At 73.0% G+C, this 23,828-nt stretch carries 19 protein-coding genes and 1 pseudogene; 14 read left to right on the top strand and 6 right to left on the bottom strand.

Going from position 1 to position 23,828, the window contains the following annotated elements; translation table 11 throughout:
* The first annotated feature begins 150 nt into the window (after nucleotides 1-150).
* Entirely contained in the window at nucleotides 151-1,002 is an 852-nt protein-coding gene (locus tag ACFY2L_RS23810; RefSeq protein ID WP_390657350.1) for an MIP/aquaporin family protein, read from the top strand.
* 51 nt (nucleotides 1,003-1,053) lie between these two features.
* On the top strand, nucleotides 1,054-2,571 hold the full coding sequence (gene glpK / locus ACFY2L_RS23805) for a glycerol kinase GlpK (protein ID WP_390657348.1): 1,518 nt from the start codon (nucleotides 1,054-1,056) through the stop codon (nucleotides 2,569-2,571).
* Between the two features lie 89 nt (nucleotides 2,572-2,660).
* Here glpK and ACFY2L_RS23800 read toward each other — a convergent pair whose 3' ends face one another.
* Nucleotides 2,661-4,199, bottom strand: a complete 1,539-nt coding sequence (locus ACFY2L_RS23800; RefSeq protein WP_390657347.1) for a multicopper oxidase family protein — start codon at nucleotides 4,197-4,199, stop codon at nucleotides 2,661-2,663.
* A gap of 267 nt (nucleotides 4,200-4,466) precedes the next feature.
* On the opposite strand from ACFY2L_RS23800, the gene ACFY2L_RS23795 reads away from it, so the two are divergent.
* On the top strand, nucleotides 4,467-5,240 hold the full coding sequence (locus ACFY2L_RS23795) for a polysaccharide deacetylase family protein (RefSeq protein ID WP_390657346.1): 774 nt from the start codon (nucleotides 4,467-4,469) through the stop codon (nucleotides 5,238-5,240).
* Here the strand turns inward: ACFY2L_RS23795 and ACFY2L_RS23790 are convergent.
* Nucleotides 5,200-6,780, bottom strand: coding sequence for a hypothetical protein (locus ACFY2L_RS23790; RefSeq protein WP_390823498.1), 1,581 nt, complete (start codon nucleotides 6,778-6,780; stop codon nucleotides 5,200-5,202). The two genes, ACFY2L_RS23795 and ACFY2L_RS23790, sit on opposite strands and share 41 nt — an antisense overlap.
* A 276-nt stretch (nucleotides 6,781-7,056) precedes the next feature.
* On the opposite strand from ACFY2L_RS23790, the gene ACFY2L_RS23785 reads away from it, so the two are divergent.
* Genes ACFY2L_RS23785 through meaB form a run of 3 tightly spaced genes read left to right on the top strand, consistent with a single transcriptional unit; the run spans nucleotide 7,057 to nucleotide 12,028 of the window.
* Nucleotides 7,057-8,865 carry a methylmalonyl-CoA mutase family protein gene (locus ACFY2L_RS23785; protein WP_390657345.1) on the top strand — a complete coding sequence of 603 codons (1,809 nt, stop codon included), beginning with the start codon at nucleotides 7,057-7,059 and terminating at the stop codon, nucleotides 8,863-8,865.
* Nucleotides 8,865-11,039: a methylmalonyl-CoA mutase gene (gene scpA, locus ACFY2L_RS23780; RefSeq protein WP_390657344.1), complete on the top strand. Its 2,175-nt coding sequence runs from the start codon at nucleotides 8,865-8,867 to the stop codon at nucleotides 11,037-11,039. The genes ACFY2L_RS23785 and scpA overlap by 1 nt, the downstream gene beginning before the upstream one ends.
* Entirely contained in the window at nucleotides 11,036-12,028 is a 993-nt protein-coding gene (gene meaB / locus ACFY2L_RS23775; RefSeq protein ID WP_390823298.1) for a methylmalonyl Co-A mutase-associated GTPase MeaB, read from the top strand. The genes scpA and meaB overlap by 4 nt, the downstream gene beginning before the upstream one ends.
* A gap of 35 nt (nucleotides 12,029-12,063) precedes the next feature.
* Here meaB and ACFY2L_RS23770 read toward each other — a convergent pair whose 3' ends face one another.
* On the bottom strand, nucleotides 12,064-12,648 hold the full coding sequence (locus tag ACFY2L_RS23770) for an O-methyltransferase (RefSeq protein WP_390823297.1): 585 nt from the start codon (nucleotides 12,646-12,648) through the stop codon (nucleotides 12,064-12,066).
* A 316-nt stretch (nucleotides 12,649-12,964) separates the two neighbouring features.
* On the opposite strand from ACFY2L_RS23770, the gene ACFY2L_RS23765 reads away from it, so the two are divergent.
* Nucleotides 12,965-13,978, top strand: a complete 1,014-nt coding sequence (locus ACFY2L_RS23765) for a phosphotransferase family protein (protein WP_390823296.1) — start codon at nucleotides 12,965-12,967, stop codon at nucleotides 13,976-13,978.
* Between the two features lie 10 nt (nucleotides 13,979-13,988).
* Here ACFY2L_RS23765 and ACFY2L_RS23760 read toward each other — a convergent pair whose 3' ends face one another.
* Nucleotides 13,989-14,921, bottom strand: coding sequence for a DMT family transporter (locus tag ACFY2L_RS23760; RefSeq protein WP_390657340.1), 933 nt, complete (start codon nucleotides 14,919-14,921; stop codon nucleotides 13,989-13,991).
* Nucleotides 14,922-15,002: 81 nt separating this feature from the next.
* On the opposite strand from ACFY2L_RS23760, the gene ACFY2L_RS23755 reads away from it, so the two are divergent.
* The gene (locus ACFY2L_RS23755; protein ID WP_390657339.1) at nucleotides 15,003-15,929 is read left to right on the top strand and encodes a LysR family transcriptional regulator; all 927 of its coding nucleotides are present in this window, start codon (nucleotides 15,003-15,005) and stop codon (nucleotides 15,927-15,929) included.
* Between the two features lie 243 nt (nucleotides 15,930-16,172).
* On the opposite strand, the pseudogene ACFY2L_RS23750 reads toward ACFY2L_RS23755, so the two are convergent.
* Nucleotides 16,173-16,559, bottom strand: a pseudogene (locus tag ACFY2L_RS23750) (substrate-binding domain-containing protein); the annotation flags it as partial.
* 597 nt (nucleotides 16,560-17,156) lie between these two features.
* Between ACFY2L_RS23750 and ACFY2L_RS23745 the strand changes: the two are divergent.
* The 6 genes from ACFY2L_RS23745 to ACFY2L_RS23720 all read left to right on the top strand — a co-directional run bounded on the left by ACFY2L_RS23745 (nucleotide 17,157) and on the right by ACFY2L_RS23720 (nucleotide 22,814).
* Nucleotides 17,157-18,359, top strand: a complete 1,203-nt coding sequence (locus tag ACFY2L_RS23745; RefSeq protein WP_390823295.1) for an NAD(P)/FAD-dependent oxidoreductase — start codon at nucleotides 17,157-17,159, stop codon at nucleotides 18,357-18,359.
* A 46-nt stretch (nucleotides 18,360-18,405) separates the two neighbouring features.
* Nucleotides 18,406-19,302, top strand: a complete 897-nt coding sequence (locus ACFY2L_RS23740) for an RNA polymerase sigma-70 factor (RefSeq protein ID WP_390823294.1) — start codon at nucleotides 18,406-18,408, stop codon at nucleotides 19,300-19,302.
* A 467-nt stretch (nucleotides 19,303-19,769) separates the two neighbouring features.
* On the top strand, nucleotides 19,770-20,423 hold the full coding sequence (locus ACFY2L_RS23735; protein WP_390823293.1) for a DUF6629 family protein: 654 nt from the start codon (nucleotides 19,770-19,772) through the stop codon (nucleotides 20,421-20,423).
* A gap of 380 nt (nucleotides 20,424-20,803) precedes the next feature.
* Nucleotides 20,804-21,739: a hypothetical protein gene (locus ACFY2L_RS23730; protein WP_390823292.1), complete on the top strand. Its 936-nt coding sequence runs from the start codon at nucleotides 20,804-20,806 to the stop codon at nucleotides 21,737-21,739.
* Between the two features lie 76 nt (nucleotides 21,740-21,815).
* Nucleotides 21,816-22,139 (top strand): antibiotic biosynthesis monooxygenase family protein, encoded by a 324-nt coding sequence (locus ACFY2L_RS23725; protein WP_390657332.1) that lies wholly within the window; start codon nucleotides 21,816-21,818, stop codon nucleotides 22,137-22,139.
* Nucleotides 22,140-22,409: 270 nt separating this feature from the next.
* A complete protein-coding gene (locus tag ACFY2L_RS23720; protein WP_390657331.1) occupies nucleotides 22,410-22,814 on the top strand; it encodes a hypothetical protein in 405 nt (134 codons plus the stop codon).
* Between the two features lie 56 nt (nucleotides 22,815-22,870).
* Here the strand turns inward: ACFY2L_RS23720 and ACFY2L_RS23715 are convergent, their stop codons facing one another.
* Nucleotides 22,871-23,626, bottom strand: a complete 756-nt coding sequence (locus tag ACFY2L_RS23715; RefSeq protein WP_390657330.1) for a helix-turn-helix domain-containing protein — start codon at nucleotides 23,624-23,626, stop codon at nucleotides 22,871-22,873.
* Nucleotides 23,627-23,828 lie beyond the last annotated feature (202 nt).

Raw genomic sequence — 23,828 nt, 5'->3', positions numbered from 1 at the left:
GAATCCGGAATCGCGACGTCCGCGGCGACGAAAACCAGTCACCGCAGGTAAATGTTCTGTAAGTGCGATATGTACTTGATCGTCCTATTCTGATGCCGTGAGGACTCGGGCAATCTACGGCCGGTCCTGAGCCGGCGGAATCGAGCTGCTATGGCTGAGCGGCTGAAAAGGTCGGGTTTGGTCGGCGAACTGTCGGCCGAATTCGCCGGAACCATGGTTCTCATCCTCTTCGGCTGCGGCGTGGTCGCCCAGGTCGTGGCAGGTGGAGGACTCACCACACCTCCGGGCGGGCTGGGGAACCACGACAGCATCGCCTGGGCGTGGGGCATCGGCGTCACCCTGGGTGTCTACGTCGCGGCACGGCTGAGCGGCGCGCACATCAACCCCGCGGTGACGCTCGCGCTGGCCGCGTTCAAGGGGTTCCCGTGGAGCAAGGTGGCGCCCTACGCGCTGGCCCAGACGGCCGGCGCCTTCGTGGCGGCCCTCATCGTCCGCTGGAACTACACCGAGGCGCTGGGCAAGTTCGACCCCGGCCACACCATCAAGTCGCAGGGCGTGTTCTCCACGCTCCCCGCCAACGGCAACACCAATCTGCCGGTCCACGAGTGGGGCGCGTTCCGTGACCAGGTCATCGGCACCGCCATCCTGCTGATGCTGGTCCTGGCCGTCACGGACCTGCTGAACAACCCGCCCGGCGCGAATCTGGCCCCGTTCATCGTCGGCCTGATCGTGGTGGGCATCGGTATGGCCTGGGGAACCGACGCGGGTTACGCGATCAACCCGGCCCGTGACTTCGGCCCCCGGCTGGCCAGCTTCATCACGGGGTACGGCACAGCCTGGAGAGATCAGTACGGCAACTTGTACTTCTGGGTGCCGATCATCGGTCCGCTCGTGGGCGGCCTGCTCGGCGCGTTCCTGTACAAGTTCTTCGTCGGACGGTTCCTGCCGACGGCCGAGCCGGAGCCTCCCGGTCGCGTCCCGACCCCTGAGGGCAAGGACTGACCCCCGGGGCCTGGCACGCGGGCCCGACACCCACCAAAGAGGCGGCATCTCATGGCGGACTTCGTGGGCGCGGTGGACCAAGGGACCACCAGTACCCGTTTCATGATCTTCGACCACAACGGCAACGAGGTGGCGAAGCACCAGCTGGAGCACGAGCAGATCCTCCCGAGAACGGGATGGGTGGAACACGACCCGGTGGAGATCTGGGAGCGCACCAACTCCGTGATCCAGAACGCCCTGCGGCACGGGAACCTGTCCCCCACCGACCTGGCGGCGATCGGCATCACCAACCAGCGGGAGACCACCGTGGTGTGGGACCCGCGCAACGGCCGGCCGTACTACAACGCCATCGTCTGGCAGGACACCCGCACCGACTCCATCGCCGCCGCCCTCGACCGCGAGGGCAAGGGCGACGTGATCCGACGCAAGGCGGGGCTGCCGCCGGCGACGTACTTCTCCGGCGGAAAGATCCAGTGGATCCTGGAGAACGTCGACGGCGTCCGCGAGGCGGCGGAGCAGGGCCACGCCCTGTTCGGCAACACCGACGCCTGGGTCCTGTGGAACCTGACGGGCGGTCCCGACGGCGGCATCCACGCCACCGACGTGACCAACGCCAGCCGCACCATGCTGATGGACCTGGAAACCCTCGACTGGGACGACGAGCTGCTGGGTTTCTTCAACATCCCCCGGGCGATGCTGCCCAAGATCAACCCCTCCTCGCACGCGGAGGCGTACGGCACGACCCGTACCTCCCGGCCGCTGCGCGAGGCCATCCCCATCGCCGGGGTGCTCGGCGACCAGCAGGCGGCCACCGTGGGGCAGGTCTGCTACGCGCCGGGCGAGGCGAAGAACACCTACGGCACCGGTAACTTCCTGGTGCTCAACACCGGTACCGAGCTGGTGCGTTCGCAGAACGGACTGCTCACCACGGTGGCCTACCAGTTCGGCGACAGCCCGGCGATCTACGCCCTGGAGGGCTCCATCGCCGTCACCGGGTCGGCGGTGCAGTGGCTGCGCGACCAGATGAAGATCATCAGCAGCGCGCCCGAGAGCGAGACCCTGGCCCGTACCGTCGAGGACAACGGCGGCATGTACTTCGTCCCCGCCTTCTCGGGCCTGTTCGCTCCGTACTGGCGCTCCGACGCCCGCGGCGCGATCGTCGGGCTCGCCCGGTACAACGACAACGGGCACCTGGCGCGGGCCACTTTGGAGGCCATCTGCTACCAGAGCCGCGATGTCGTCGAGGCCATGGAGCAGGACTCCGGGGTCCATCTCGACGTGCTCAAGGTGGACGGCGGCGTCACCGCCAACGACCTGTGCATGCAGATCCAGGCCGACGTCCTCGGCGTCCCGGTGAGCCGTCCGGTCGTGGCCGAGACCACCGCGCTCGGCGCCGCCTACGCGGCGGGGCTGGCCACCGGCTTCTGGCGGGACACGGACGAACTGCGCACCCACTGGCAGGAGTCCAAGCGCTGGGAGCCCCAGTGGTCCGAGGAACAGCGCGCGAAGGGCTACGACGGCTGGAAGCGTGCGGTGGAACGCACCCTGGACTGGGTCAAGGTCGAGTAGGCCCTCTCACCCTTCGTCCGCGACTCCCGGCCGCCGTGGCCGGGAGTCGCCGCCGTGCGCGGCACACGGCGGTTGCCCACCGGGAGGGCTCAGCGCACGTAGTCGAGGATCTGCATCATGCCCTCGTCCTCGTGCTGGGACTGGTGGCAGTGCACCATCGCGCGGCCCACGAAGTCCGTGGCGCGCAGCCGGAGGGTGATCGAGCCGTGGGGCGGCAGGCCCACGGTGTCGTGCCAGACGGGGGTGGCCAGGGGGCGGTTGTTGACGGCGGTGAGGAGGAAGTGGTTGGTGTGCAGGTGGAGAGGGTGATGGGCGTGCCGGCGGGAGTCGTTGGTGACGGTCCATTCCTCCACCTGGCCCAGGCGGACGCGGTGGTTGACGTAGTCGGGCCGGAAGCGGCCCCAGGCGAGGTCGCTGCGCCCGGCCCCGGGATCGGCGTGCGGTGTCTCGCCCTCGCCCAGCATGCGGTAGGCGTGGGGGAAGGCCCCTGAGAAGACGTTCTCGTAACTGCGCAGGATCAGCGCGCGGGTACGGGTGGGTTCGGGCAGGGTGGGGGGCCGGCCGGGCAGCCGGGTGGGCAGCGGCATGGGGCGGGGGGTGCCGGTGACCTTCAGCGTCATCAGGGGCTTGGGGACACCGCCCGCGGTCAGCCGGTAGACGCCGGGCTCGCCGCCACGGATCAGCAGGTCCGCCCGGCCGCCGACCGGCAGTTGCAGGGCGGTGACGGCGGCGGGCTTCATGAAGGTGACGCCGTCGCAGGCGATCTGGTGCATCTTCTGCCCATCCAGGCTCAGGTAGAGCGTGGTGAGCGCGCCGGCGTTGACCACCCGCCAGCGCTGGACCTCCCCCGGGGCGATGGTCAGGACGGGGTTGGCCGCGCCGTTGACGAGGAACGTCGAGGAGATGCGCTCGTAGACGTCCTCCGAGGTCAGGTCGGGGACCCTGCCGCCGGACAGTTTGAGTTCGTTGATGCAGACGACGATGTCCTTGGCCGCGGCGACCTCGGGGACCTCGTCGATGTCGCCTTCGACGATCAGCACGCCGGCCAGGCCGTTGAGCAGCTGGGTCGCGGTGGCCCCGTGGTGGTGGGGGTGGTACCAGAACGTGCCGGCGGGATGGTTGGCCGGCACGTCCACGACGCTGCGGTAGGTCTTGGTCCGGCCGGGCGTGTCGGCGGGCTCGAAGGAGCGGAAGACGTTGTCCGCCTCGCCCGTGGGGTCGACGTGCATGCCGTGCAGATGCAGGTTGACGGTGTTGAAGCCGTGCGGGACGTTGAGGGCGGCGCCGTGGTGCTGCGGCCCGGTGTTCGGGGGCAGCGCGTTGACGTGCGTGATCTCCAGGGAGTCCCCGGGACGCACCCGCAGGGTCGGCCCCGGGACGGATCCCTCGTAGGTGCGCGTGCGAACGGTGCCCACCCCGGGCAGTTTCTGCTCGGTGAAGCGGACCGTCAGCTGGGTCTTCAGCCTTCTGGGGCGCGGCCGGGCCGTGCGGGTCACGGGCTGCGGGAAGGCGGCCGGGGCCGCTGCGGTGGGTGTCGTCGCGTGCGCGTCCGCCACCCACGCGGTGATGGCTGCTCCGGCCGCGACCGGCAGGCCCTTCAACACACCACGACGCGGCAGAGATGCCATGAATCGCCTCCACGGGCAGCAGCGGGCAGACCGTCGACCGGACACACCACACCCCGGAATCACGGAATGTGATCACATCGTACGATGAGTAGTCATTCGAGGAAGCGTGACAGGGCCGGTGGAGTGTTCCGGGCCGGTCCGCCGCCGGGTTGTCCGCGAATCACGTGGGAATCGTCCGTGATCGGTAACAGACGCATCCCGTGACCGTCCGTCCTCGTCCTGCCAGTTGCGCGGAAGACGACGAGAACAGCGGGAAGCGGGGCGGACATGGCGCGGCACGGCGGGCGGGGCTGGTACGGCAGGGTGGTCGTGGCGGCGGTCGGGGTGACGGCTCTGGCGGCGGGCGCGTCGGTGTGGACCGCGCAGGCCGGTGCCGTGGGCGGCCGGTCCCCGCAGGCGGCGAGTTCCGCCACGCCGGGGAGCGCCGACGTGACCCCGGTCGCGGTGAGCATCGCCCACGCCTCGGACCAGGGGTCACGGGGCGTCAACATCACCATCGACGACGGGCCCGACCCCGTCTGGACCCCGCAGATGCTGCAGGTGCTCCGGGAGAACGGGGTGCGGGCCACGTTCTGCATGGTGGGGACGCAGGCCCAGGCCCACCCGGACCTGGTCAAGCAGGTGGTGGCGGCCGGGCACCGGCTGTGCGACCACTCCGTGGCGCACGACACCACCATGGACACCAAGTCCCCGACCTACCAGTCGCAGCAGATCCTGGACGCCGAGCGCATGATCACCGAGGCGTCGGGGGGCGTGCGGCCGATGTACTACCGGGCCCCCGGCGGTGCCTTCACCCCGTACAGCCGTCAGCTCGCCGCCTCCCGGGGCATGCGCCCGCTGGGCTGGAACGTGGACTCCAAGGACTTCGAGCGTCCGGGCGCCGACGCCATCGTCGCCACCGTCGAGCGGGAGCTCGCCAACGGGCCGACGCTCCTCTTCCACGACGCGGGCGGCGACCGTTCCCAGACCGTCGAGGCCCTGCGCAGGCTCCTGCCCCGGCTCAAGGAGCAGGGCTACTCCTTCGGCTTCCCGGTGCGCTGACGCCGCGGCCCGGCTGCCCTCCGGCCCGGCCACGGCCCTCCCGCTCCGGGCGCGCCGGAGGCGGGGCCAGGTACACGCGCAGCTCGCCCGCGTCGGCCGGGGTCCACGTCCGTGCGTAGCCGGGCGGGTCGCCGCCCGGCGGTACGAGCGCGGCGACGGGCAGGCTCCGCGCGGAGCGATGGAGGGCGGCCTCGGTGGTGTTGGCGTCGTGGCCGCCCGTGGCCGCCGACGAGCAGCCCGCGTAGTAGGCGATCGGCACGTAGGTGTGCCCCGTCAGCAGACAGGGCGGGCGGACGCCCAGCCGGTGCAGCGCGGCGGCGGTGCGGGCCCACTCGCGGTGGGAGGCGGTGGTGCGCCGCACCGTGTGCTCCAGCACCGCGAACTGCACGGCCAGGTGCGCGGCCAGGGCGGCGGTCACCAGGGCCGCGGTCAGCGGCCGCCGGATCCGCCCCGGCGCCCCGACCAGGTGCACCAGGAGGCCGGCGACGGGCACGGCGAGCAGCGCGTAGGCGGCCAGCAGGAATCGGGGGGCCGCGTAGCCGATCAGGAAGAGGTAGGGGACGGCCGCCGAGCCGGCGCACGCGAGCGGCACCAGTGTGGGGGCGGCGCGCCGGGCGCGGACGGCGACGACGGCCGCGCCGACGGCGAGCACCGGCAGGGTGTACCACCACAGGGTCACCACGGCGGGGGGCAGGGCACCGGTGCACGGGCGGCACAGCGTCCGTCCGGCCAGCCCGCGCAGCTGGTCGGCGACGGCGACGTGCCAGCCGAGGCCGCCCTGGATGCGGGACGCGTCGGACAGGCGCTGTGCGAGGCCGCCGTAGGAGACGTACGCCTCGATCACCCACTCGGCCGCCCCGGCGGCGAGACCGCCGACCAGCGCCATCAGCGCCGCGGGGCCCCGCCACCGCCGTACGCCCACCAGCAGGACGAGCAGGGGCAGCGCCGCCCAGACCGCGTCCATGGGGCGCATCCAGGCCATGAGAGCCGCGCTCAGGGCCAGACCCCACAGGGCGGTGCGGTCGCGGCCGCCCGCCCCGGCCCGCAGGAAGTACCCCGTGCCGGCCAGGGCGCCGACGGCGACCCAGTAGTTGGGCATGGCCTGCGGGCCGTAGAACAGCGTCACCCACAGGGTGGCGAACAGGGCGCCCGCGGTCGCGAGCACGCGGACGCGGACGACGCCCCGCCAGGCGCGCAGGGCGAGGAAGAGCCCGAGTCCGGACAGGACGGCCAGGTAGAGCCGCAGCAGCGCGGTGGACGAGGACCAGGCGGCGACCGGCGCCACGAGCAGCGGGACGCCACGGGCGCGCGGGGCGCTGAAGAACGCGGCCGGGGCGTGCGAGGAGACCTGGCTGACGTAGACCGTCTCGTCCCAGCCGAGGCCCATCCACGGTGGTACGAGAAGGACCTGGGCCAGGGTGAAGGCGCCGGCCACGGCCGCGAGTCCCAGCGCGCCCCGGGACCGCCCCGCGGAGCGGAGAACCGTGCCGGGGCCGGAGCGGCGCGCGCCGGTCAGCGTGGCCTGCGGACTGTCACTCACCATTCACCCCTGGTCCTTGCGGCGGGCAGGTCACGGCGATCGTCCGAACCGGAGATCCCCTACGGGCCAAGGTCGCAGTCAGGGCCGGGGCGGGCCCCCGCAGCGGAGCCGAACGGCGTAACGGCGGAAGGGGCCGTGACCGGCGGCGACGCGCCCGGCGAAGGGCTCGCCGCGGGGGCGTTCGACGCCCGGTGAACGGGGTCACAGCCAAGGAGAGGGCAAGGTCACAGCCGTGCCCCCTGCTGCCCCTTTGTGCCTCTGGCCTAACATCCGAGCATGACGGTCCTGCCTGACGACGGGCTTGAGCTGGCCGCCGAGTTCCCTGACTCCACCCACGAGCAGTGGCAGCGCCTCGTCGCGGGCGTGCTGCGCAAGTCGGGCAAGGACGTCGAGGGCGCTCAGGCCGAGGAAGCCCTGTCCACCGCGCTGGAGGACGGGCTGCGCACCCGGCCTCTGTACACCGCGCACGACACCGCGCCCGAGCCGGGTCTCCCCGGGTTCGCCCCCTTTGTCCGCGGCAGCAGGCCGGAGGGCAACACCGTCGGGGGGTGGGACGTACGGCAGCGGCACTCGGCGGCCGACCACGGCGCCGTGCTCGCGGACCTGGAGAACGGCGTCACCTCCCTCTGGCTGGTCGTCGGCGAGGCGGGCATCCCGGTGTCGTCGCTCGGCCAGGTCCTCGAGGGGGTGTACCTCGACCTGGCGCCGGTCGTCCTCGACGCCGGCCGCGATGTCGAGCCCGCCGCACGGGAGTTGCTGCGGCTGTACGAGGAGCGGGGCGTCGCCGGGGACGCGGCGCGCGGCAACCTGGGCGCGGATCCGCTCGGTGACGAGGCCCGTACCGGGCAGCCCGGCGACTTCGCGTCGGCGGCCGGTCTCGCCCGGCTGTGCGCCGAGGGGTACCCGGGGCTGCGGGCGCTGACGGTGGACGCGCTGCCGTACCACGAGGCGGGCGGCTCGGCCGCTCAGGAGCTGGGTGCCTCGCTCGCGACCGGGGTGGCGTATCTGCGGGCGCTGACCGAGGCCGGCCTGAGCGTCGAACAGGCCTGCGCACAACTGGAGTTCCGCTACGCGGCCACCGCCGACCAGTTCCTCACGATCGCCAAGCTGCGTGCCGCGCGCCGGCTGTGGGCACGGGTCGCCGAGGTGTGCGGGGCGCCCGACGCGGGCGCGCAGATCCAGCACGTCGTGACCTCCCCGGTGATGATGTCGCGCCGCGATCCGTGGGTGAACATGCTGCGCGCGACCGTGGCCACGCTGGCCGCGGGGGCGGGCGGGGCGGACTCGGTCACCGTGCTGCCCTTCGACGACGCGCTCGGGCTGCCGGACGCGTTCGCGCGGCGCATCGCCCGCAACACCTCGACGATCCTCATCGAGGAGTCGCATCTGGCCCGGGTCATCGACCCGGCGGGCGGCTCCTGGTACGTGGAGCGGCTGACGGACGAACTCGCCCGTGCGGGCTGGGAGTTCTTCCAGTGGATCGAGGGCGGCGGCGGGCAGGCGGCCGCTCTGCGCTCGGGCGAGCTCGGGCGGCGGCTGGCCGACACCTGGCAGGCGCGCAGCGCCAGGCTCGCCAAGCGGCGCGAACCCGTCACCGGCGTCAGCGAGTTCCCCTTCCTCGCCGAGAAGCCGGTGGTCCGCGAGGCCGCGCCCGAGCCGCGGTCCGGCGGTCTGCCGCGCGTGCGCCGCGACGAGGCGTTCGAGGCGCTGCGGGCGCGCTCCGACGCCCACCTGGCCGCGACCGGTGCACGGCCGCGCATCCACCTGACCACGCTGGGCCCGGCCGCCGCGCACACCGCGCGGCTGACCTTCGCCTCGAACCTCTTCCAGGCGGGCGGCATCGAGCCCGTCACCGAGGGCACGTTCGAGGAGAGCGGTGCCTCGGAGGCCTGTCTGTGCTCCAGTGACGCGCTGTACGAGGAGCAGGCCGCGGCGGAGGCCGCGCGGCTCAAGGCCGCCGGTGCCGCGCATGTGTTCCTCGCCGGGCGTCCCGGGCAGTACCCGGATGTCGACGGCTACGTCTTCGCGGGCTGCGACGCCGTCGCCGTGCTGTCCGCCACCCTCGACCGCATGGGAGTGTCCTGATGGGAATCCCCGACTTCTCCGGGATCGAGCTGGGGACCCCGGCCGCCGCGGGCGGCACCGACGAGTGGCGTACGGCCGTGAAGAAGGCGGCCGGCGGGGACGACCTGCTCTGGGACACGCCGGAGGGCATCGCGGTCAAGCCGCTGTACACCGGGCAGGACCTGGAGGGCCTGGACTTCCTGGGCACGCACCCGGGCATCGCCCCGTATCTGCGCGGCCCGTACCCCACGATGTACGTCAACCAGCCCTGGACGATCCGCCAGTACGCGGGCTTCTCCACGGCCGAGGAGTCCAACGCCTTCTACCGCCGCAATCTGGCGGCCGGTCAGAAGGGCCTGTCGGTCGCCTTCGACCTGCCCACGCACCGCGGCTACGACAGCGACCACCCGCGGGTGACCGGTGACGTCGGCATGGCGGGCGTGGCGATCGACTCGATCTACGACATGCGGCAACTGTTCGACGGGATCCCGCTGGACCGGATGAGCGTGTCGATGACGATGAACGGCGCCGTGCTGCCGGTGCTGGCGCTGTACATCGTGGCGGCGGAGGAACAGGGTGTGCCGCCGGAGAAGCTGGCCGGGACCATCCAGAACGACATCCTCAAGGAGTTCATGGTCCGCAACACCTACATCTATCCGCCGAAGCCGTCGATGCGGATCATCTCCGACATCTTCGCCTACACCTCGCAGCGGATGCCCCGCTACAACTCCATCTCCATCTCCGGCTATCACATCCAGGAGGCGGGTGCGACGGCCGACCTGGAGCTGGCGTACACCCTCGCCGACGGCGTGGAGTACATCCGGGCGGGCCGGGAGGCGGGCCTGGACGTGGACGCGTTCGCGCCCCGGCTGTCGTTCTTCTGGGCGATCGGCATGAACTTCTTCATGGAGATCGCCAAACTGCGGGCGGCCCGCCTGCTGTGGGCGAAGCTGGTGAAGCAGTTCGACCCGAAGAACTCCAAGTCGCTGTCGCTGCGCACGCATTCGCAGACCTCGGGCTGGTCGCTGACCGCCCAGGACGTGTTCAACAACGTCACGCGCACCTGCGTCGAGGCGATGGCGGCGACCCAGGGCCACACCCAGTCGCTGCACACCAACGCCCTCGACGAGGCCCTCGCCCTGCCCACCGACTTCTCCGCCCGCATCGCCCGCAACACCCAGCTGCTCATCCAGCAGGAGTCCGGCACCACCCGGGTCATCGACCCGTGGGGCGGCAGCGCGTACGTCGAGAAGCTGACGTACGACCTGGCCCGGCGCGCCTGGCAGCACATCCAGGAGGTCGAGCAGGCGGGCGGCATGGCCCGCGCCATCGACGCCGGCATCCCCAAGCTGCGCATCGAGGAGGCCGCCGCCCGCACCCAGGCGCGGATCGACTCCGGGCGCCAGCCGGTGATCGGCGTCAACAAGTACCGTGTGGACACCGACGAGCAGATCGAGGTCCTCAAGGTCGACAACTCCTCGGTGCGCGCCCAGCAGATCGCCAAGCTGCGGCGGCTGCGCGAGGAGCGGGACGAGACCGCCTGCCGCGCCGCGCTGGACGCGCTGACCCGGGCCGCCGACGGCGAGGGCAACCTGCTGGAGCTGGCGGTGCAGGCCGCCCGCGCCAAGGCCACCGTCGGTGAGATCTCCGACGCCCTGGAGAAGGTGTACGGGCGGCACGCGAGCCAGATCCGTACGATCTCCGGCGTGTACCGCAACGAAGCAGGCGAGTCCCCGTCCGTGGACCGCACCCGCACCCTGGTGGACGCCTTCGCCGAGGCCGAGGGGCGCCGTCCGCGCATCCTGGTCGCCAAGATGGGCCAGGACGGCCACGACCGCGGCCAGAAGGTGATCGCCACCGCGTTCGCCGACCTCGGCTTCGACGTCGACGTCGGCCCGCTGTTCCAGACGCCGGCCGAGGTCGCCCGCCAGGCCGTCGAGGCGGACGTGCACATCGTCGGGGTGTCGTCCCTGGCCGCCGGCCACCTCACCCTCGTACCGGCGCTGAAGGAGCAACTCGCCGAGGAGGGACGCGAGGACATCATGATCGTGGTCGGCGGGGTCATCCCGCCGCAGGACGTGCCGACCCTGCTGGAGATGGGCGCGGCGGCCGTCTTCCCGCCCGGGACGGTGATCCCTGACGCGGCGTACGACCTGGTGGCACGGCTGTCGGCCGACCTCGGGCACGAGCTGTGATCGATGTCGACGCGTATGTGAAGGGCGTACTCGACGGGAAGCGGGCGCTCGTCGCCCGCGCGATCACCCTCGTCGAGTCCACCCGCCCCCAGCACCGGGCGCTGGCGCAGGAGTTGCTGACCGCGCTGCTGCCGCACAGCGGCCGGGCCCGGCGGATCGGCGTCAGCGGGGTGCCGGGCGTGGGCAAGTCGACGTTCATCGACGCGTTCGGCACGCTGCTGACCTCGCTCGGGCACCGGGTGGCGGTGCTCGCCGTCGACCCGTCCTCCAGCCGTACGGGCGGCTCGATCCTGGGCGACAAGACCCGGATGGAACGCCTGGCCGTCGACCCGGCGGCCTTCGTCCGCCCCTCCCCCAGCGCGGGCACGCTCGGCGGGGTCGCCAAGGCCACCCGGGAGTCGATCGTGGTCATGGAGGCGGCCGGCTACGACGTGATCCTCGTCGAGACGGTCGGCGTCGGCCAGTCCGAGACGGCCGTGGCCAACATGGTCGACTCCTTCCTGCTGCTCACCCTCGCCCGTACGGGCGACCAGCTCCAGGGCATCAAGAAGGGCGTCCTGGAGCTGGCCGACGTGATCGCCGTCAACAAGGCGGACGGCCCGCACGAGCGCGACGCGCGCGCGGCGGCCCGTGAACTCTCCGGCGCCCTGCGGCTGATGCACGGCCCCGACCCGGCCTGGACGCCGCCCGTGCTGAGTTGCAGCGCGCGGGAGTCGACCGGTCTGGACACCGTGTGGGAGCGCCTCGAACAGCACCGTACGCTGCTCGACTCGACGGGCCGTCTCGCCGCCAAGCGCCGGGACCAGCAGGTCGACTGGACCTGGAGCATGGTCCACGACGAGCTCCTGGGCCGCCTGCACGCCGACCCCCGGGTACGGTCCCTGGTACCCGCGCTGGAACGGCAGGTCAGGGAAGGCGAGTTGACGGCGACGCTGGCCGCCGAGCAGATCCTGGAGGCGTTCGGCGGACCCACGCGGCCGCCGGCCTGACGCCCCGTCGGCTGATCCCGCGCTGCGACGCGGACTCAGTCCCGGGTGGAACGCACCGCCATCAGCAGGCCGCTCGCCCACGCCATACGGACGCACCGGAAGTCCTTGCGCCCCTCCAGTCCGGCCAGCAGCCGTACGACGGAGGCCCTGTGTTCCGCGGGCCAGCCGGGCCGGGGGTCGAGGTCGTCGATCAGATAGGTCCCGCCGGGAGCCACCAGGTCCAGCGCCCGGTCGAGGTGGGTGAACTTCCCCGGCCAGGTGTCCGCGAACACGAGGTCGAAGGGCTCGCCGGTGTACTGCTCCAGCCAGGTGCCGCCGTCCCCCTCGACGAAGGTCACCCGCTCGTCGGCGCCCAGTTCCTCCCGGGCCAGGGCCTGGAGGGCGGGGTCGAGTTCGACGGTGACCAGTCGGGCGTCGCCGCTCATTCCGCTGAGGAGCCAGGAGGTCCCCTCCCCCGTCCCGGTGCCGAGTTCGAGGATCCGCCCGCCGGGCCGGGCGGCCGCGAGCACGGCCAGGAGGCTGCCGGTGCGGTCCTCGCAGGACATGGTGAACCCCGCGGCACGGGTCCTGGCGCGCAGGCCGGGAAGGGCGGTCGGGAAGCGGCTCGGTGTGTCGTCCATCGGGAGATGATGCGGGGGGGCGGTCCGCGCGGACAAGGTCGAATCGCGCTAGGGGGTGTTTCGAAAGTCCTGTGCGGTGCCCGCGGTGGTCGGTGCGTGCCCTCGGCGTGCCGGACGAAGGCCCTCGTAGCGGAGCTACTTGGGTCTTCGGCCGGTGCGGCGAGGGTGCGTGCCGGGCGCCGCGGGTGCTGTGCGGGACTTTCGAAACACCCCCTAGGTGGCGTCACCGCCCCTTGAACGGTTCCCGCGGGCTGCTAGCCTCCTGCTGGGAGCGCTCCCAACGGCCCCGGGGCCATGACGCGAAAGCGAGCCGCCCATGCAGAGTCTCTCCAAACGCCGCCTGTCCGCAGCCGGGTTGGACGATCTGATGCGCGAGGCGACCGGCGTCGGCTGCCGTCTGGAGGCGGAGCTGACCGACGGCTGGTTCAACACCGCCTACCGGGTGCGGTTCGAGGACGGCCGCGCGGCCGTGGTGAAGCTGGCACCGCCGGCCGACGCCCCGGTGCTGCGGTACGAGCGCGGCATCATGGCGACCGAGGCGATGGTCTACCGGCGTCTCGCGCCCTTGGCCGGCAAGGGGGTCCCGACCCCGGAACTGCTGTACGCGGGGGACGACTTCCTCGCCGTGTCCGTGCTGGACGGTACGCCGTGGGACAAGGTGGCCGGCCGTCTTCCCCCTGCCACCGGGGCGGTTCTGCGGCGTGAGCTGGGCGCGATCACCGCACGGCTGCACACCCTGTCCCCCGGCGACGGCCGGTTCGGCTATCCGGCCCCCGAGGCCGCGCTGTCCGCTCCCGACTGGCGTACGGCGTTCACCGCCATGGTGGACGCGCTGCTGGACGACGCCGAGCGCTGGCGGTCCGAACTCGGCGTGGCGCCCGCCGCCGTACGGGCCCTGGTGGCCGAGGGCGCGGCAGCCCTCGACGAGGTCACCGAGCCGCGTCTGATCCACTTCGACCTGTGGCCGGGGAACGTCTTCGTCAGCGTTCCCGAGCCGGACGGAGCGGCGGCCGCGGACGGTCCGGGCGGCCGGGTCACCGGGATCATCGACCACGAGCGGGCCTTCTGGGGCGACCCGGCCGCCGAGCTCGTCTCCCTGGAGTTCGGCGGGGACACCGGCCCGGACAGTGATCTCGTGGCCGGATACCTCCAGGCCGGGGGCCGCCTCGACTTCACGCCCGGCCTCCGTCACCGGCTGGCGCTCTACAGCCTCTACCTGGGCCTGATCCTGGTCGTGGAGTGCGGCCCGCGCGGCTACGACGCCGACCGCCGCGCCGAATGCCGCGGCTTCCTGGACGAGCGGGTCGCCGCGGTGCGCGCCCTGGGGTAGACGGCGGCGCTCAGGGTGACGCCGCCGGCGCGGGCTCGGGGCGGCGGCCGGTGTCCACGGGGTGCGGCAGGCGTGCCCCGCGCTCGACGGCCTGCCCCCAGTACGTCCCGGCGACGATCAGCGCGGCTCCGAGGACGGAGAGCGCGGTGAGCCGTTCGTCGCCGAAGCCGACGCCGACCAGGAGGGCCCAGACCGGCTCGGTGCCCAGCAGCAGGCTGGCCCGGGTCGCGGAGCTGCGCTGCACCGCCCAGGTCTGGGCGAGGAAGGCGAACAGGCCGCAGAACAGGGCCAGATACACGAGCTGGGCCCAGGTCACGGCGCCGGCCCGGGCGAGGACCGGCAGACCGCCCGCCGCGAACGGGAGGAACAGGACCGCACCGACGACGCTCTGCACGGTCGTCAGGTGCAGCGGGCGCAGTGTCCGGCCGGCGGTGAGCCGTCCAACGAGCACCACGTGGCCCGCCCGGACCACCGCCGCCGCGAGCATCAGCAGATCACCGGTGCCGGGAGCGCGCAGGCCGTCGCCGGACACGAGCAGACCGACGCCTGCGACGCACAGACCGGCGGCGAGGTAGAACCTCGGCGGCGGTCCGCCGGGGCGTCCCGCGCGGTCCAGCAGGGGCGTGAGAACGAGCGTGAGGCTGATGATCAGGCCCGCGTTCGCGGCGCTGGTGCGGGCGACGCCGTACGTCTCCAGGGCGAGGACGGCGGCCTGGGTGAGACCGAGCAGACAGCCGCGGACGGTCTCGTCCCGGGTGAGGGGACCGCCCTTGCGGAGAGCGGCGACGGCCGCGACGCAGGCGAGTGCGGACAGGGCGTAGCGCAGGAACAGGACGATCGAGACCGGTGTGGTCGCCGTGGCCGCCTTCGCCGTCAGGTAGCTGGATCCCCAGACGACGGCGACGGCCAGGAGCACCACATCCGTACGGCGGGTGGCTGGCATGCCCTCCACCCTTGCCGACCAGCACTTTGAAGTAAACGACGAGTTGCTCAAGGAATCTTTTAGCGAAGCTACACTGACGGGGTGGACGAGAGGCAGCTGCGCGTTCTGCGGGAGCTGGGCGAGCTGGGCAGTGTCACGGCGGTCGCGGAGGCGATGCGGGTGACGCCGTCGGCGATCTCGCAGCAGCTCCGGCTGTTGCAGCGTTCGATTCCGGTGCCGCTCACCGAGCGCGACGGGCGGCGGCTGGTCCTCACGGCCGCCGGGCAGGCCCTGGCGGACGCGGCGATCGGGGTGGAGACGGCGCTGGCCCGAGCGCGCCACACCGTCGACGCGTTCGTCGAACGGCCCGACGGCGCGGTGTCGGTGGCGGCCTTCCACAGCGGAGCCGCCGCGTTCTTCCCCCTTCTGCTGCGGCGCCTGCGCACGCCGGGGTCCCCGGTCCTCTCCCTCCACGACGAGGACGTGGCACAGCACGACTTCCCTCCCCTGACCCGCCACTACGACCTCGTCATCGCCCACCGCCTCGACCACGCGCCGCCGTGGCCCCGGACCGCGACGGCCACCGCCCTGCTGCGGGAACCGCTCGACGTCGCCCTGCCCGCCGGCCACCCCCTGGCCGCGAAGCCCCGGCTCACCCCGCGGGACGTCGCCGACCAGCCGTGGATCACGGTGCACGACGGCTTTCCGCTCCTGGCCACCGTCGAGGCGGTCTCCGCCGCCGCCGGGCGCCGGGTCGAGATCGTCCACCGCATCAACGAGATCGCGGTGGTCGCGGAGGTGGTGGCCGCGGGCGGCGGGGTGGCCCTGATGCCGCGCTGGACGTCCCGCCCGCACCCGGCCGTGGTCCTCCGGCCGCTCGACGGCATCCACGCCCACCGCCACATCGACGTGCTCCACCGCCCCGAGCGCGCGGCCCGCCGGGCCGTACGGACGGTGCTCGCCGAGCTGCGGCACACGGCGGAAGCCATCCGAAGCCGAGGCGACGCGGCCGCGGACCCGCCCGGGTAGCCCCGGCACCGCGCCACCCTCGCGGGCCGGCAGGCTCCCGCCCTCGTAGCGCCGACGCCCCTCCGGGCACGAAGCCGGGCGCCGCGCGCCCTCCTCCGGCGCGCTGCCGCGGAGTCCGGCGACGCGCACCTGCCTCCGGCGTGCGTCCGCGGGCATCCTCCGCCGGGACGATCCGCGCGCGGGACGCACCACGAGCTTCGGCTCCACCACCGCTTCCCGCGGCTGGAGTTCGGGGTTCTCCAGCCGCTCCACCGCGAACCGCACGGCGTGCTCCGCCATGAGGACGGCGTCCTGGCGGACGGTGGTCAGGCCGATCGGCATCAGATGGGAGAGGTGACTGTCGTCGCAGCCGACGACGGACAGGTCGCGCGGCACCTCGACCCCGGCCCGGGTCAGGGACATCAACAGGCCGATGGCGCAACGGTCGTTGCCCGCGAGGACCGCGGTCGGCACCGGCAGCCCCCGCTCCCGTTCCGCCAGGAGCAGAGGACCGTTCTCGATGCCCGACTCCTCTGTGTGGTCACCGGGGACGACCCGGCCTCGGCCTCCAGCCCGTGGCGGCGCATTCGCGGCCCGGCAGGCGCGCCGGCGCTCGGCCGAGCCGGGACCGCTGCCGCCGTCGATGTGCATGATCCGGCGGTGCCCCAGTTCGACGAGGTGATCCGCCTTCTCCTCGCTGGGGCCGTGCGTGGCGCCCGACAACAGGACCTCGTAGCCGAGACGTTCGGCCTCGGGGTAGATGGCCTCGATGAGGTTGGTGTGTGGAAGGTCTGGTGCACGGTGAACATCACGCCGGGGGTGCGGCTGCGCCCGCGTGCCAGCAGCCGGGCCGCGCTGTCGGGCCGGTAGCCGATCTCGTCGGCGACCCGCAGCACCCGCTGCCTGCCCGATGCTTCCACTGAACCCACCCCTTTGACGCGCCCGCCCCGACGGGGTCTCGCAACGCTCCCGGTGCCAGGTCAATGACAGGTCATACGGACAGGGATCATCGTACTCGGGCCGTGTCCCGCGAGGAGAGCCCGCGCCGGCACCGCCCGGCTCCCCGGCGCCACCGCCGCCCGCGCACCCCTTTCCCCGAGTCCCACCCCTTTCCCCGAGTCCCGCCCGTTCCCCCGAGTCCCGCCCGCCAGGGTGGAGTGACCTGCGCCACACTCTGTCACAACGAACGTCTCCGCCGTGTCTTGAGACCGAACCCGCTCGAAGCGAAAGCGAAGCGAAGGAGACACCATGACCGGGAACACCGAAGTGGTCGTGATCGGCGGCGGATACGCCGGCGTCATGGCGGCCAACCGTATGACGCAGCGCGCCGGTGTCACCGTCAGGCTGATCAACCCGCGCCGGACCTTCGTCGAGCGGATCCGCCTGCACCAGCTGGTGGCCGGGTCCCATGAAGCGGTCGTCGACTACGGCAAGGTCCTGGGCGAGCGCGTCCGGCTGGTGGTCGACACCGTGACCCGGATCGACGCGGCCGGGCGCCGCGTGACGCTGGCGTCGGGCGGCTCGGTCGGCTACGACTACCTGATCTACGCGGTGGGCAGCGACGGCGCCGGCCCCCGGGTGCCCGGCGCGGACGAGTTCGCCCACCCGATCGCCACCCTGGAGGAGGTGCGCCGGCTGCGGCCGGTCCTCGACGCCGCGCCCGCGTCGGCCGCGGTGTCGGTGGTCGGAGCCGGTCCGGCCGGCATCGAGACCGCCGCCGAGCTGGCGGAGGCGGGCCGTGCCGTGACCCTGGTCTGCGGCGGCGTGCTCGGCCCGTACCTGCACCCCCGGGGACGGCGCTCGGTCGCCGGGCGGCTGGGCAGGCTGGGGGTGACCGTGGTCGAGGGCCCCGACACCGTGGTGACGGCCGTGACGCGCGACGGCGTGCAGCTCAGCGACGGCCGTGTGCTGCCGAGCCAGGTGACCATCTGGACCACCGGGTTCGGCGTGCCGGAACTGGCCTCACGCAGCGGGCTGAGCACCGACTCCCTGGGCCGCCTGCTCACGGACGAGACGCTGACCAGCGTGGACGACGAGCGCATCGTCGCCGCCGGGGACGCGGCGGCGCCCTCGGACCTGCCGTTCCGGATGGGCTGCCAGTCCGCGGTCCAGCTGGGCCCGCAGGCCGCCGAGACCGTGCTCAGCCGGATGGCGGGCCGGCAGCCCGCGCCCGTCAGCGTGGGCTTCGCCGGCCAGTGCATCAGTGTGGGACGCCGCACGGGCGTCTTCCAGTTCGCCCACCGCAACGATGTCGCGGTAGGGGTGTACCTCGGCGGCCGTCCGGGCGCCAGGCTCAAGGAGTTCGTGTGCAGGAGCACCGTCTGGCAGCTGGGATACGAGGCACGCAAGCCCGGAACACGCACCTGGTGGGGCAAGGACGACAAGCGCCGGCTGCTGCTGCAAGACCAAAGCGGCGAGGTGCCGGCCGCCGCCGGACGGGTAGGACGGTGAAGATCCGCGTCAGGCCGGGACGACCGCGAGGAAGAGGGACCGAGAGATGAGCGAGCACGGCACCGACCCGGCGACCGAGACGTTCGTCGCGCTCCGCAATCTGCTGTTCACCGTCGCCTACGAGATGCTCGGGTCGGCGGCCGACGCCGAGGACGTGCTGCAGGAGACCTGGCTGCGGTGGGTCCAGGTCGATCCGGGGCAGGTGCGCGACCCGCGCGCGTACCTGGTCCGGATCACCACGCGGCAGTCGCTGAACCGGATACGGACCCTGCAACACCGCAAGGAGGCCTATGTCGGCTCCTGGCTGCCCGAACCGTTGCTCACCGCGCCGGACGTGGCCGAGGACGTCGAGCTCGCCGAGAGTGTGTCGATGGCGCTCATGCTGGTCCTCGAGACGCTCTCGCCGACCGAGCGTGCGGTGTTCGTGCTGCGTGAGGTCTTCAACGTCGACTACGACGAGATCGCGTCCGCCGTCGACAAGAGCCCCGGCGCGGTCCGTCAGATCGCCCACCGCGCCCGTCGGCACGTGGACGCCCGCCGCCCTCGCACGACGGCCTCCGCGAGCGAGACCCGGGCGGCTCTGGAGTCGTTCCGGCACGCGCTCGAGACCGGGGATCTGCAGGGCCTCCTCGACGTGCTCGCCCCGCACGTCGTCCTGGTGAGCGACGGGGGCGGCGTCAAGCAGGCCGCGCCGCGGCCGATCACCACCTCCGGCAAGGTGGCCCGCTTCATCATCGGCGGCCTCGGCAAGCACAAGGTCACGCTCACCAGCGACCCCACCGTGGTCAACGGCAGCCCGGCGCTCGTCATGCGCCTGGACGGCGACGTCGACGGCGTCCTGGCGTTCCGCGTCGAGGACGCCCGCATCACCGGCCTCTACTACGTCCGCAACCCGGAGAAACTGACCCGCGTCGCGTCCGAGACCCCGCTCACCGTGCGATGACCACGGCGCGGGGCTCCGGCTCCGGCTCCGGTGTCAGGGCACGGCGGGGCCCGTGACGAGGTCGCCCTCGGTGTCGTACGGCCAGGTGTCGGGGACGCAGCCGCTTCGACTCCGGGGCGGCGGTCCCGCGTCTGGACGAGATCGACTCGCCGAGTCGGTACGGCGCACCGTCTCGCCCCCGCCGGCCGGCCGTGGCCGTTGCCGACCTGGTCGGCAACGCCCTGCGGCAGGGGACCCGTCCGGTGAGCGTCGCGCCCCTCTCGACCCGCCTGACCGCACGGCCGCCCGCGTCGGCCCCGCTCCGGTGCGGCTGTGCCGGCCCGCCCAGCGCGCGCGGGGAGCCCGTCTCTTCCACCGGCTCGTCCAGCCCGGCACCGACTCAGACACGCCGACGGAGACCCGGGGCGCGAGGGACGTCGCCGAATGACAAGGTGGACGCCCGTGAAAGCCGACCCCGTGGTGGCGTGATGTGCTGGAGTGCGACGGCCGATCTGGTGGCGGGCGCCGGTGTCGCGACCGTCGGCGTGGCCTGTGTGGCACGGGTGCGCGACATCCGGGATCTGCCGCTCGCCGCACTGCCGCTCCTGCTCGGCGCCCACCAGATCGTCGAGTCGGTGGTGTGGGCGTCGGGTGGGGGCGGCGGACCCGCCACCGTGGTGTGGGCCGTCATCGCGCTGCCGCTGCTGGCGGTGTGGGTGCCGGCCGGAGTGCTGTGCGCCGCCGCGCCGCCCGTCCGGCGCAGGCTGGCCGTCCCGCTCGCCGTGGGCGTCGTCACCGCCGCGGTGCTCGCGTACGCGCTGGCCACCGGACCGGTGACGGCCGAGATCCACGGCCGGACGGTCGGCTACGCGTTCGGCCTGTCCCACCCGGTGCCGCTCGTCATCGGATACCTCCTGGCCACCGTGGGCTCCTTGCTCCTGTCCGGCGACCGGCGGCTGTCGCTGCTGGGGGTGCTGGTCGCGGGGGGAGCGGTGGCCTGCTGGGCTGTGTGGCGCCTGGAGTTCGTCTCGACCTGGTGCGCACTCGCGGCCGGGTGCTCGGTGGTGCTGTTCGGCTGGGTGCACGCTCGGCCGACCCCCTCGGGGGGCCTGCACCGGACGACGCCGCGCGGGCTCGACTGAGGAAGCGTGTTCGATTCAGCGGGACGCCGGCCCCTCGCCGGAACACCCAAACCGCACCTGACGGACGGCTGGCCGGCCGCCTGAGGCGGATGCCTGGAGACCGCAGGGCCGGGAGGCCGCAAAGCCGGGAGACCGCGAAGCCGGAAGACCGGAACACCAGGAAGCCGCGAGACCGGAAGACCGCGAAGCCGGAACACCGGGAAGCCGCGAGACCGCAAGGCCGCCAGGCCGCCAGGCCGCGAAGGACATGGAGTTCGGCTGGCCTCGGTGTCGTCCCGGAGCCTCGGCCTCGTCTTCCGGCCACCGGCGAACCGCCTCGCTGCCCGCCCGGGGCGGAGCCCGGCGTGCGCGGTGGCGCGGCCCGGCGGAGGCTGTGGACCATGCAGCGTAAGGGCGCGCGCGGTGGCGGCGGGACGGACGACGTGGAGGCGGTCCTCGACGGGCTCTTCACCACCCCGCCCTCCGATTTCGTCGCGCGCCGCGAGCAACTGGCGGCGGCCGCCAGGACCGCGGGCCGGGACGAGGACGCGCGCCGCATCCACGCCGCCCGCCGTCCCACCCTCGCGGCCTGGGCCGCGAACCTGCTGCTGCGGTCGCGGCCCCGCGAGAGCGGGCAGTTCCTGGAACTCGGACAGGCGTTGCGCAAGGCCCACCGGGAACTGGACCCGGCCGCGGTCAGGGAACTGTCCACGCAGCGGCGCCAGATCGTCGCCGCCCTGTCCCGCCAGGCGGCGGAACTCGCGCTGGACGCCGGGCACCGTCTGTCGGACGCGGTGCAGAACGAGGTCACGGCCACCCTGCAGGCCGTGCTGGCCGACCCGGATGCGGCCGACCAGTGGGCCACCGGCCGCCTGGACGGCGCCCTCACCCCGCCGTCGGACTTCCCGTCGGGCCTCGCCCCGCGGAGCGCGGCCCGGCGAGTTCCACCGCGTTCGTCGGCGCCCGCGCCGCCCGCACGTCCCGCTCAGAATGACGAGCTCGCCCGGCGCCGGCGGGAGCACCGGGAACGGCTCGCGCAGGCCCGGCGGACGGCGGAGGCCGCCACCCGGGAACTGCACGACCGTCGCGCGGAACACGCCACCGCGGAGGGGTCCGCGGAGCGGGCGCGGGAGGCAAGGGAGCGGGCCCAGCAGGAGGTCGACGAGGCCGAGCAGCGCCTGCGTCGGACACGCGAGGCCCTCCGGGCGGCGACCCGGGACGAGCGACAGGCCGAGGAGGACCACCGCACCGCCGCCGAGGCGCTCGCCCGCGCGGAGCGGGACGCCCGGCAGGCCGGACGGGAGGTGGAGCGGCTCGGACGGTCCCCCGTCAAGTAGCGCCTCGGCAAGGGTGCCGGCTGCCGGGGTGGGGGCGGTCCGCCGCCCCGGAGGCCGTGGGAGGCAGGATGGGGGCATGAGCGTAGTCAAGATCAACGTATTGACCGTCCCGGCGGAGCAGCGGGAGACCCTCGAGAAGCGGTTCGCCGCACGGGCCCATGCCGTCGAGAACTCCGACGGCTTCGAGTGGTTCGAGCTGCTCCGACCGGTCGAGGGCACCGACACCTACCTCGTCTACACGCGGTGGCGCGACGAGGAGTCGTTCCAGGCGTGGCTGGAGGGCCCGATGAGGGCGGCGCACCGAGGCGGCGCGGAGGGCGAGAAGGCGAAGCCCGCCGCTTCGGGGGCCACCCTCTGGTCCTTCGAGGTGGTGCAGCAGGCGGCGCCGAAGGGCGAGTAGTCCCTCCGGCGGCGGGCCGGCGCGAGGGCGTCCGGCCCGGCGGCAGCACCGGCGCGGCTGTTCCGCGTGCGCTGCCGGAGCGTTTCCGTGGGCGGGCGGGCCGGACGGCCGGACACACCGGCCCGCCCCTCCCTGTTCAGGGCCTCGGAAGTCGTCGGCCGTCCGCCCCGCCCCGTCCTCCGTACGGCGTAGCAGAACAGGGCCGGGCGGCGGGAGGATCCTTAGGGTCGCGGTGTCGGCCCGTGAGGCCCCGCTCGAAGGGAACGGCTCATGCGCATACATGCCGGATTCGCCGCCGCGGTCATGGTGGCCCTCACCGTCGGACCCTTTGCGGGCACCGCGCACGCCCAGACCGATCTGGACTGCGGCGACTTCGCCTTCCAGGAAGACGCCCAGGCGGAGCTGAACCGCGATCTCAGCGATCCGAACCGGCTGGACGAGGACCGGGGGCCCGACGACGGCATCGCGTGCGAGGTGCTGCCCCACCGGCCCGTCATCAGCTCGACGACGTCCCCGCTGCCGACCCGCGGCACCCAGGGCGGGGTGGGCGGGAGCACGGATCCGGCCGACTTCGCACAACCCCTCGGGGTGGGCCTGACGATGGGCGCTCTGGGCGTGGCGGCCGGCTGCCTGGCGCGCCGGCACCGGCACTCCGCCGGCCACCGGAGGATGTGAGAGCACTCTCTGCCCGGCGCGCGGCACCCACTGGCCGCGGCCGTCGGAACGGCTGTCTATGCGTCGTCCGAACCAGGTCCGGCGCTGCCGCCCGTGGGCGTTCCGGCGTTCGTGTGAAGGACCTCGCGGGCCTGCTCCGCGGCACGGATCAGGCTCTCGGTGACGAAGTCGACGAAGCGGGCGATGTTTTCGAGGCGGGCGGCGGCCGGGGTCCCGGGGCCGAGGACGCCGACTCCCTGCCGTGCGGCCTCGGAGAGCTGGGCGCTGGACCGGGCGCCGGCGATCATCGACTGGTACCAGACGTCGTCGTCGACGATGTAGCGCTCGCGGCGGCGTTCGTCGCGCTCCCGGCGGATGAGGCCCTGGCCTTCGAGGAACGCGACCGCCTTGGAGACGGACGCGGGGCTGACCTGGAGGCGGCGGACGAGTTCGGACGCGGTGAGACTGCCCGCGTCGGTGGTGTAGAGGCAGGTCAGCACCCGGGACATCATCCTGGGCAGACCCTGCTGCATGAGGAGGGTGGTGAACATCTCCTCGTATTCGCGCACGGCCTCGGCGTCGCGTCCGTGGGCCTGTGGGGGCGCCTGCGTTCCCCGGGGCGCGGCCTGCCTGCGCCGGTGGGCGCGGCGTTCGGTGGCGCGGTGGGCCAGATCGGCGCGGTAGGCGGTGGGGCCGCCGTTGCGCATCACCTCACGGGTGATCGTCGAGGTCGGACGTTCGAGACGTCTGGCGATCTCCGCGTAGGCGAGGCCGTCGGCCAGCCCCAGCGCGATCCGCTGGCGCTCCTGCTGGGTGAGCCTGCCTCCCGGCATCGCGGTCTCCCTCGTTCTCCTCGACTGCCTCCACGATAGCGTTCACTCCCACTTCATTGCAACGATCCTTTCCCTCTTCGTTGCATTGAATCCACACCAGTTGCAACGATTTCCTTGAGTTCACCTGCGATTCTCCACCCAAAACGCAACGGCAACGTTGAGAGATCTCTGAACGCAACGTAGCTTTTCCCAAGTCAGAAAC

Source organism: Streptomyces sp. NPDC001381 (assembly GCF_042895685.1).
Taxonomy (GTDB): domain Bacteria; phylum Actinomycetota; class Actinomycetes; order Streptomycetales; family Streptomycetaceae; genus Streptomyces.
This window is presented reverse-complemented; position numbering and strand designations above follow the sequence as displayed.

Excerpts from the sequence above, each read along its gene's own strand:
- ACFY2L_RS23810 (WP_390657350.1), top strand. The coding sequence starts at position 151 with ATGGCTGAGCGGCTGAAAAGGTCGGGTTTGGTCGGCGAACTGTCGGCC.
- glpK (WP_390657348.1), top strand. The coding sequence starts at position 1,054 with ATGGCGGACTTCGTGGGCGCGGTGGACCAAGGGACCACCAGTACCCGT.
- ACFY2L_RS23800 (WP_390657347.1), bottom strand. The coding sequence starts at position 4,199 with ATGGCATCTCTGCCGCGTCGTGGTGTGTTGAAGGGCCTGCCGGTCGCG.
- ACFY2L_RS23795 (WP_390657346.1), top strand. The coding sequence starts at position 4,467 with ATGGCGCGGCACGGCGGGCGGGGCTGGTACGGCAGGGTGGTCGTGGCG.
- ACFY2L_RS23785 (WP_390657345.1), top strand. The coding sequence starts at position 7,057 with ATGACGGTCCTGCCTGACGACGGGCTTGAGCTGGCCGCCGAGTTCCCT.
- scpA (WP_390657344.1), top strand. The coding sequence starts at position 8,865 with ATGGGAATCCCCGACTTCTCCGGGATCGAGCTGGGGACCCCGGCCGCC.
- ACFY2L_RS23770 (WP_390823297.1), bottom strand. The coding sequence starts at position 12,648 with ATGGACGACACACCGAGCCGCTTCCCGACCGCCCTTCCCGGCCTGCGC.
- ACFY2L_RS23765 (WP_390823296.1), top strand. The coding sequence starts at position 12,965 with ATGCAGAGTCTCTCCAAACGCCGCCTGTCCGCAGCCGGGTTGGACGAT.
- ACFY2L_RS23760 (WP_390657340.1), bottom strand. The coding sequence starts at position 14,921 with ATGCCAGCCACCCGCCGTACGGATGTGGTGCTCCTGGCCGTCGCCGTC.
- ACFY2L_RS23745 (WP_390823295.1), top strand. The coding sequence starts at position 17,157 with ATGACCGGGAACACCGAAGTGGTCGTGATCGGCGGCGGATACGCCGGC.
- ACFY2L_RS23740 (WP_390823294.1), top strand. The coding sequence starts at position 18,406 with ATGAGCGAGCACGGCACCGACCCGGCGACCGAGACGTTCGTCGCGCTC.
- ACFY2L_RS23735 (WP_390823293.1), top strand. The coding sequence starts at position 19,770 with ATGTGCTGGAGTGCGACGGCCGATCTGGTGGCGGGCGCCGGTGTCGCG.
- ACFY2L_RS23730 (WP_390823292.1), top strand. The coding sequence starts at position 20,804 with ATGCAGCGTAAGGGCGCGCGCGGTGGCGGCGGGACGGACGACGTGGAG.
- ACFY2L_RS23725 (WP_390657332.1), top strand. The coding sequence starts at position 21,816 with ATGAGCGTAGTCAAGATCAACGTATTGACCGTCCCGGCGGAGCAGCGG.
- ACFY2L_RS23720 (WP_390657331.1), top strand. The coding sequence starts at position 22,410 with ATGCGCATACATGCCGGATTCGCCGCCGCGGTCATGGTGGCCCTCACC.
- ACFY2L_RS23715 (WP_390657330.1), bottom strand. The coding sequence starts at position 23,626 with ATGCCGGGAGGCAGGCTCACCCAGCAGGAGCGCCAGCGGATCGCGCTG.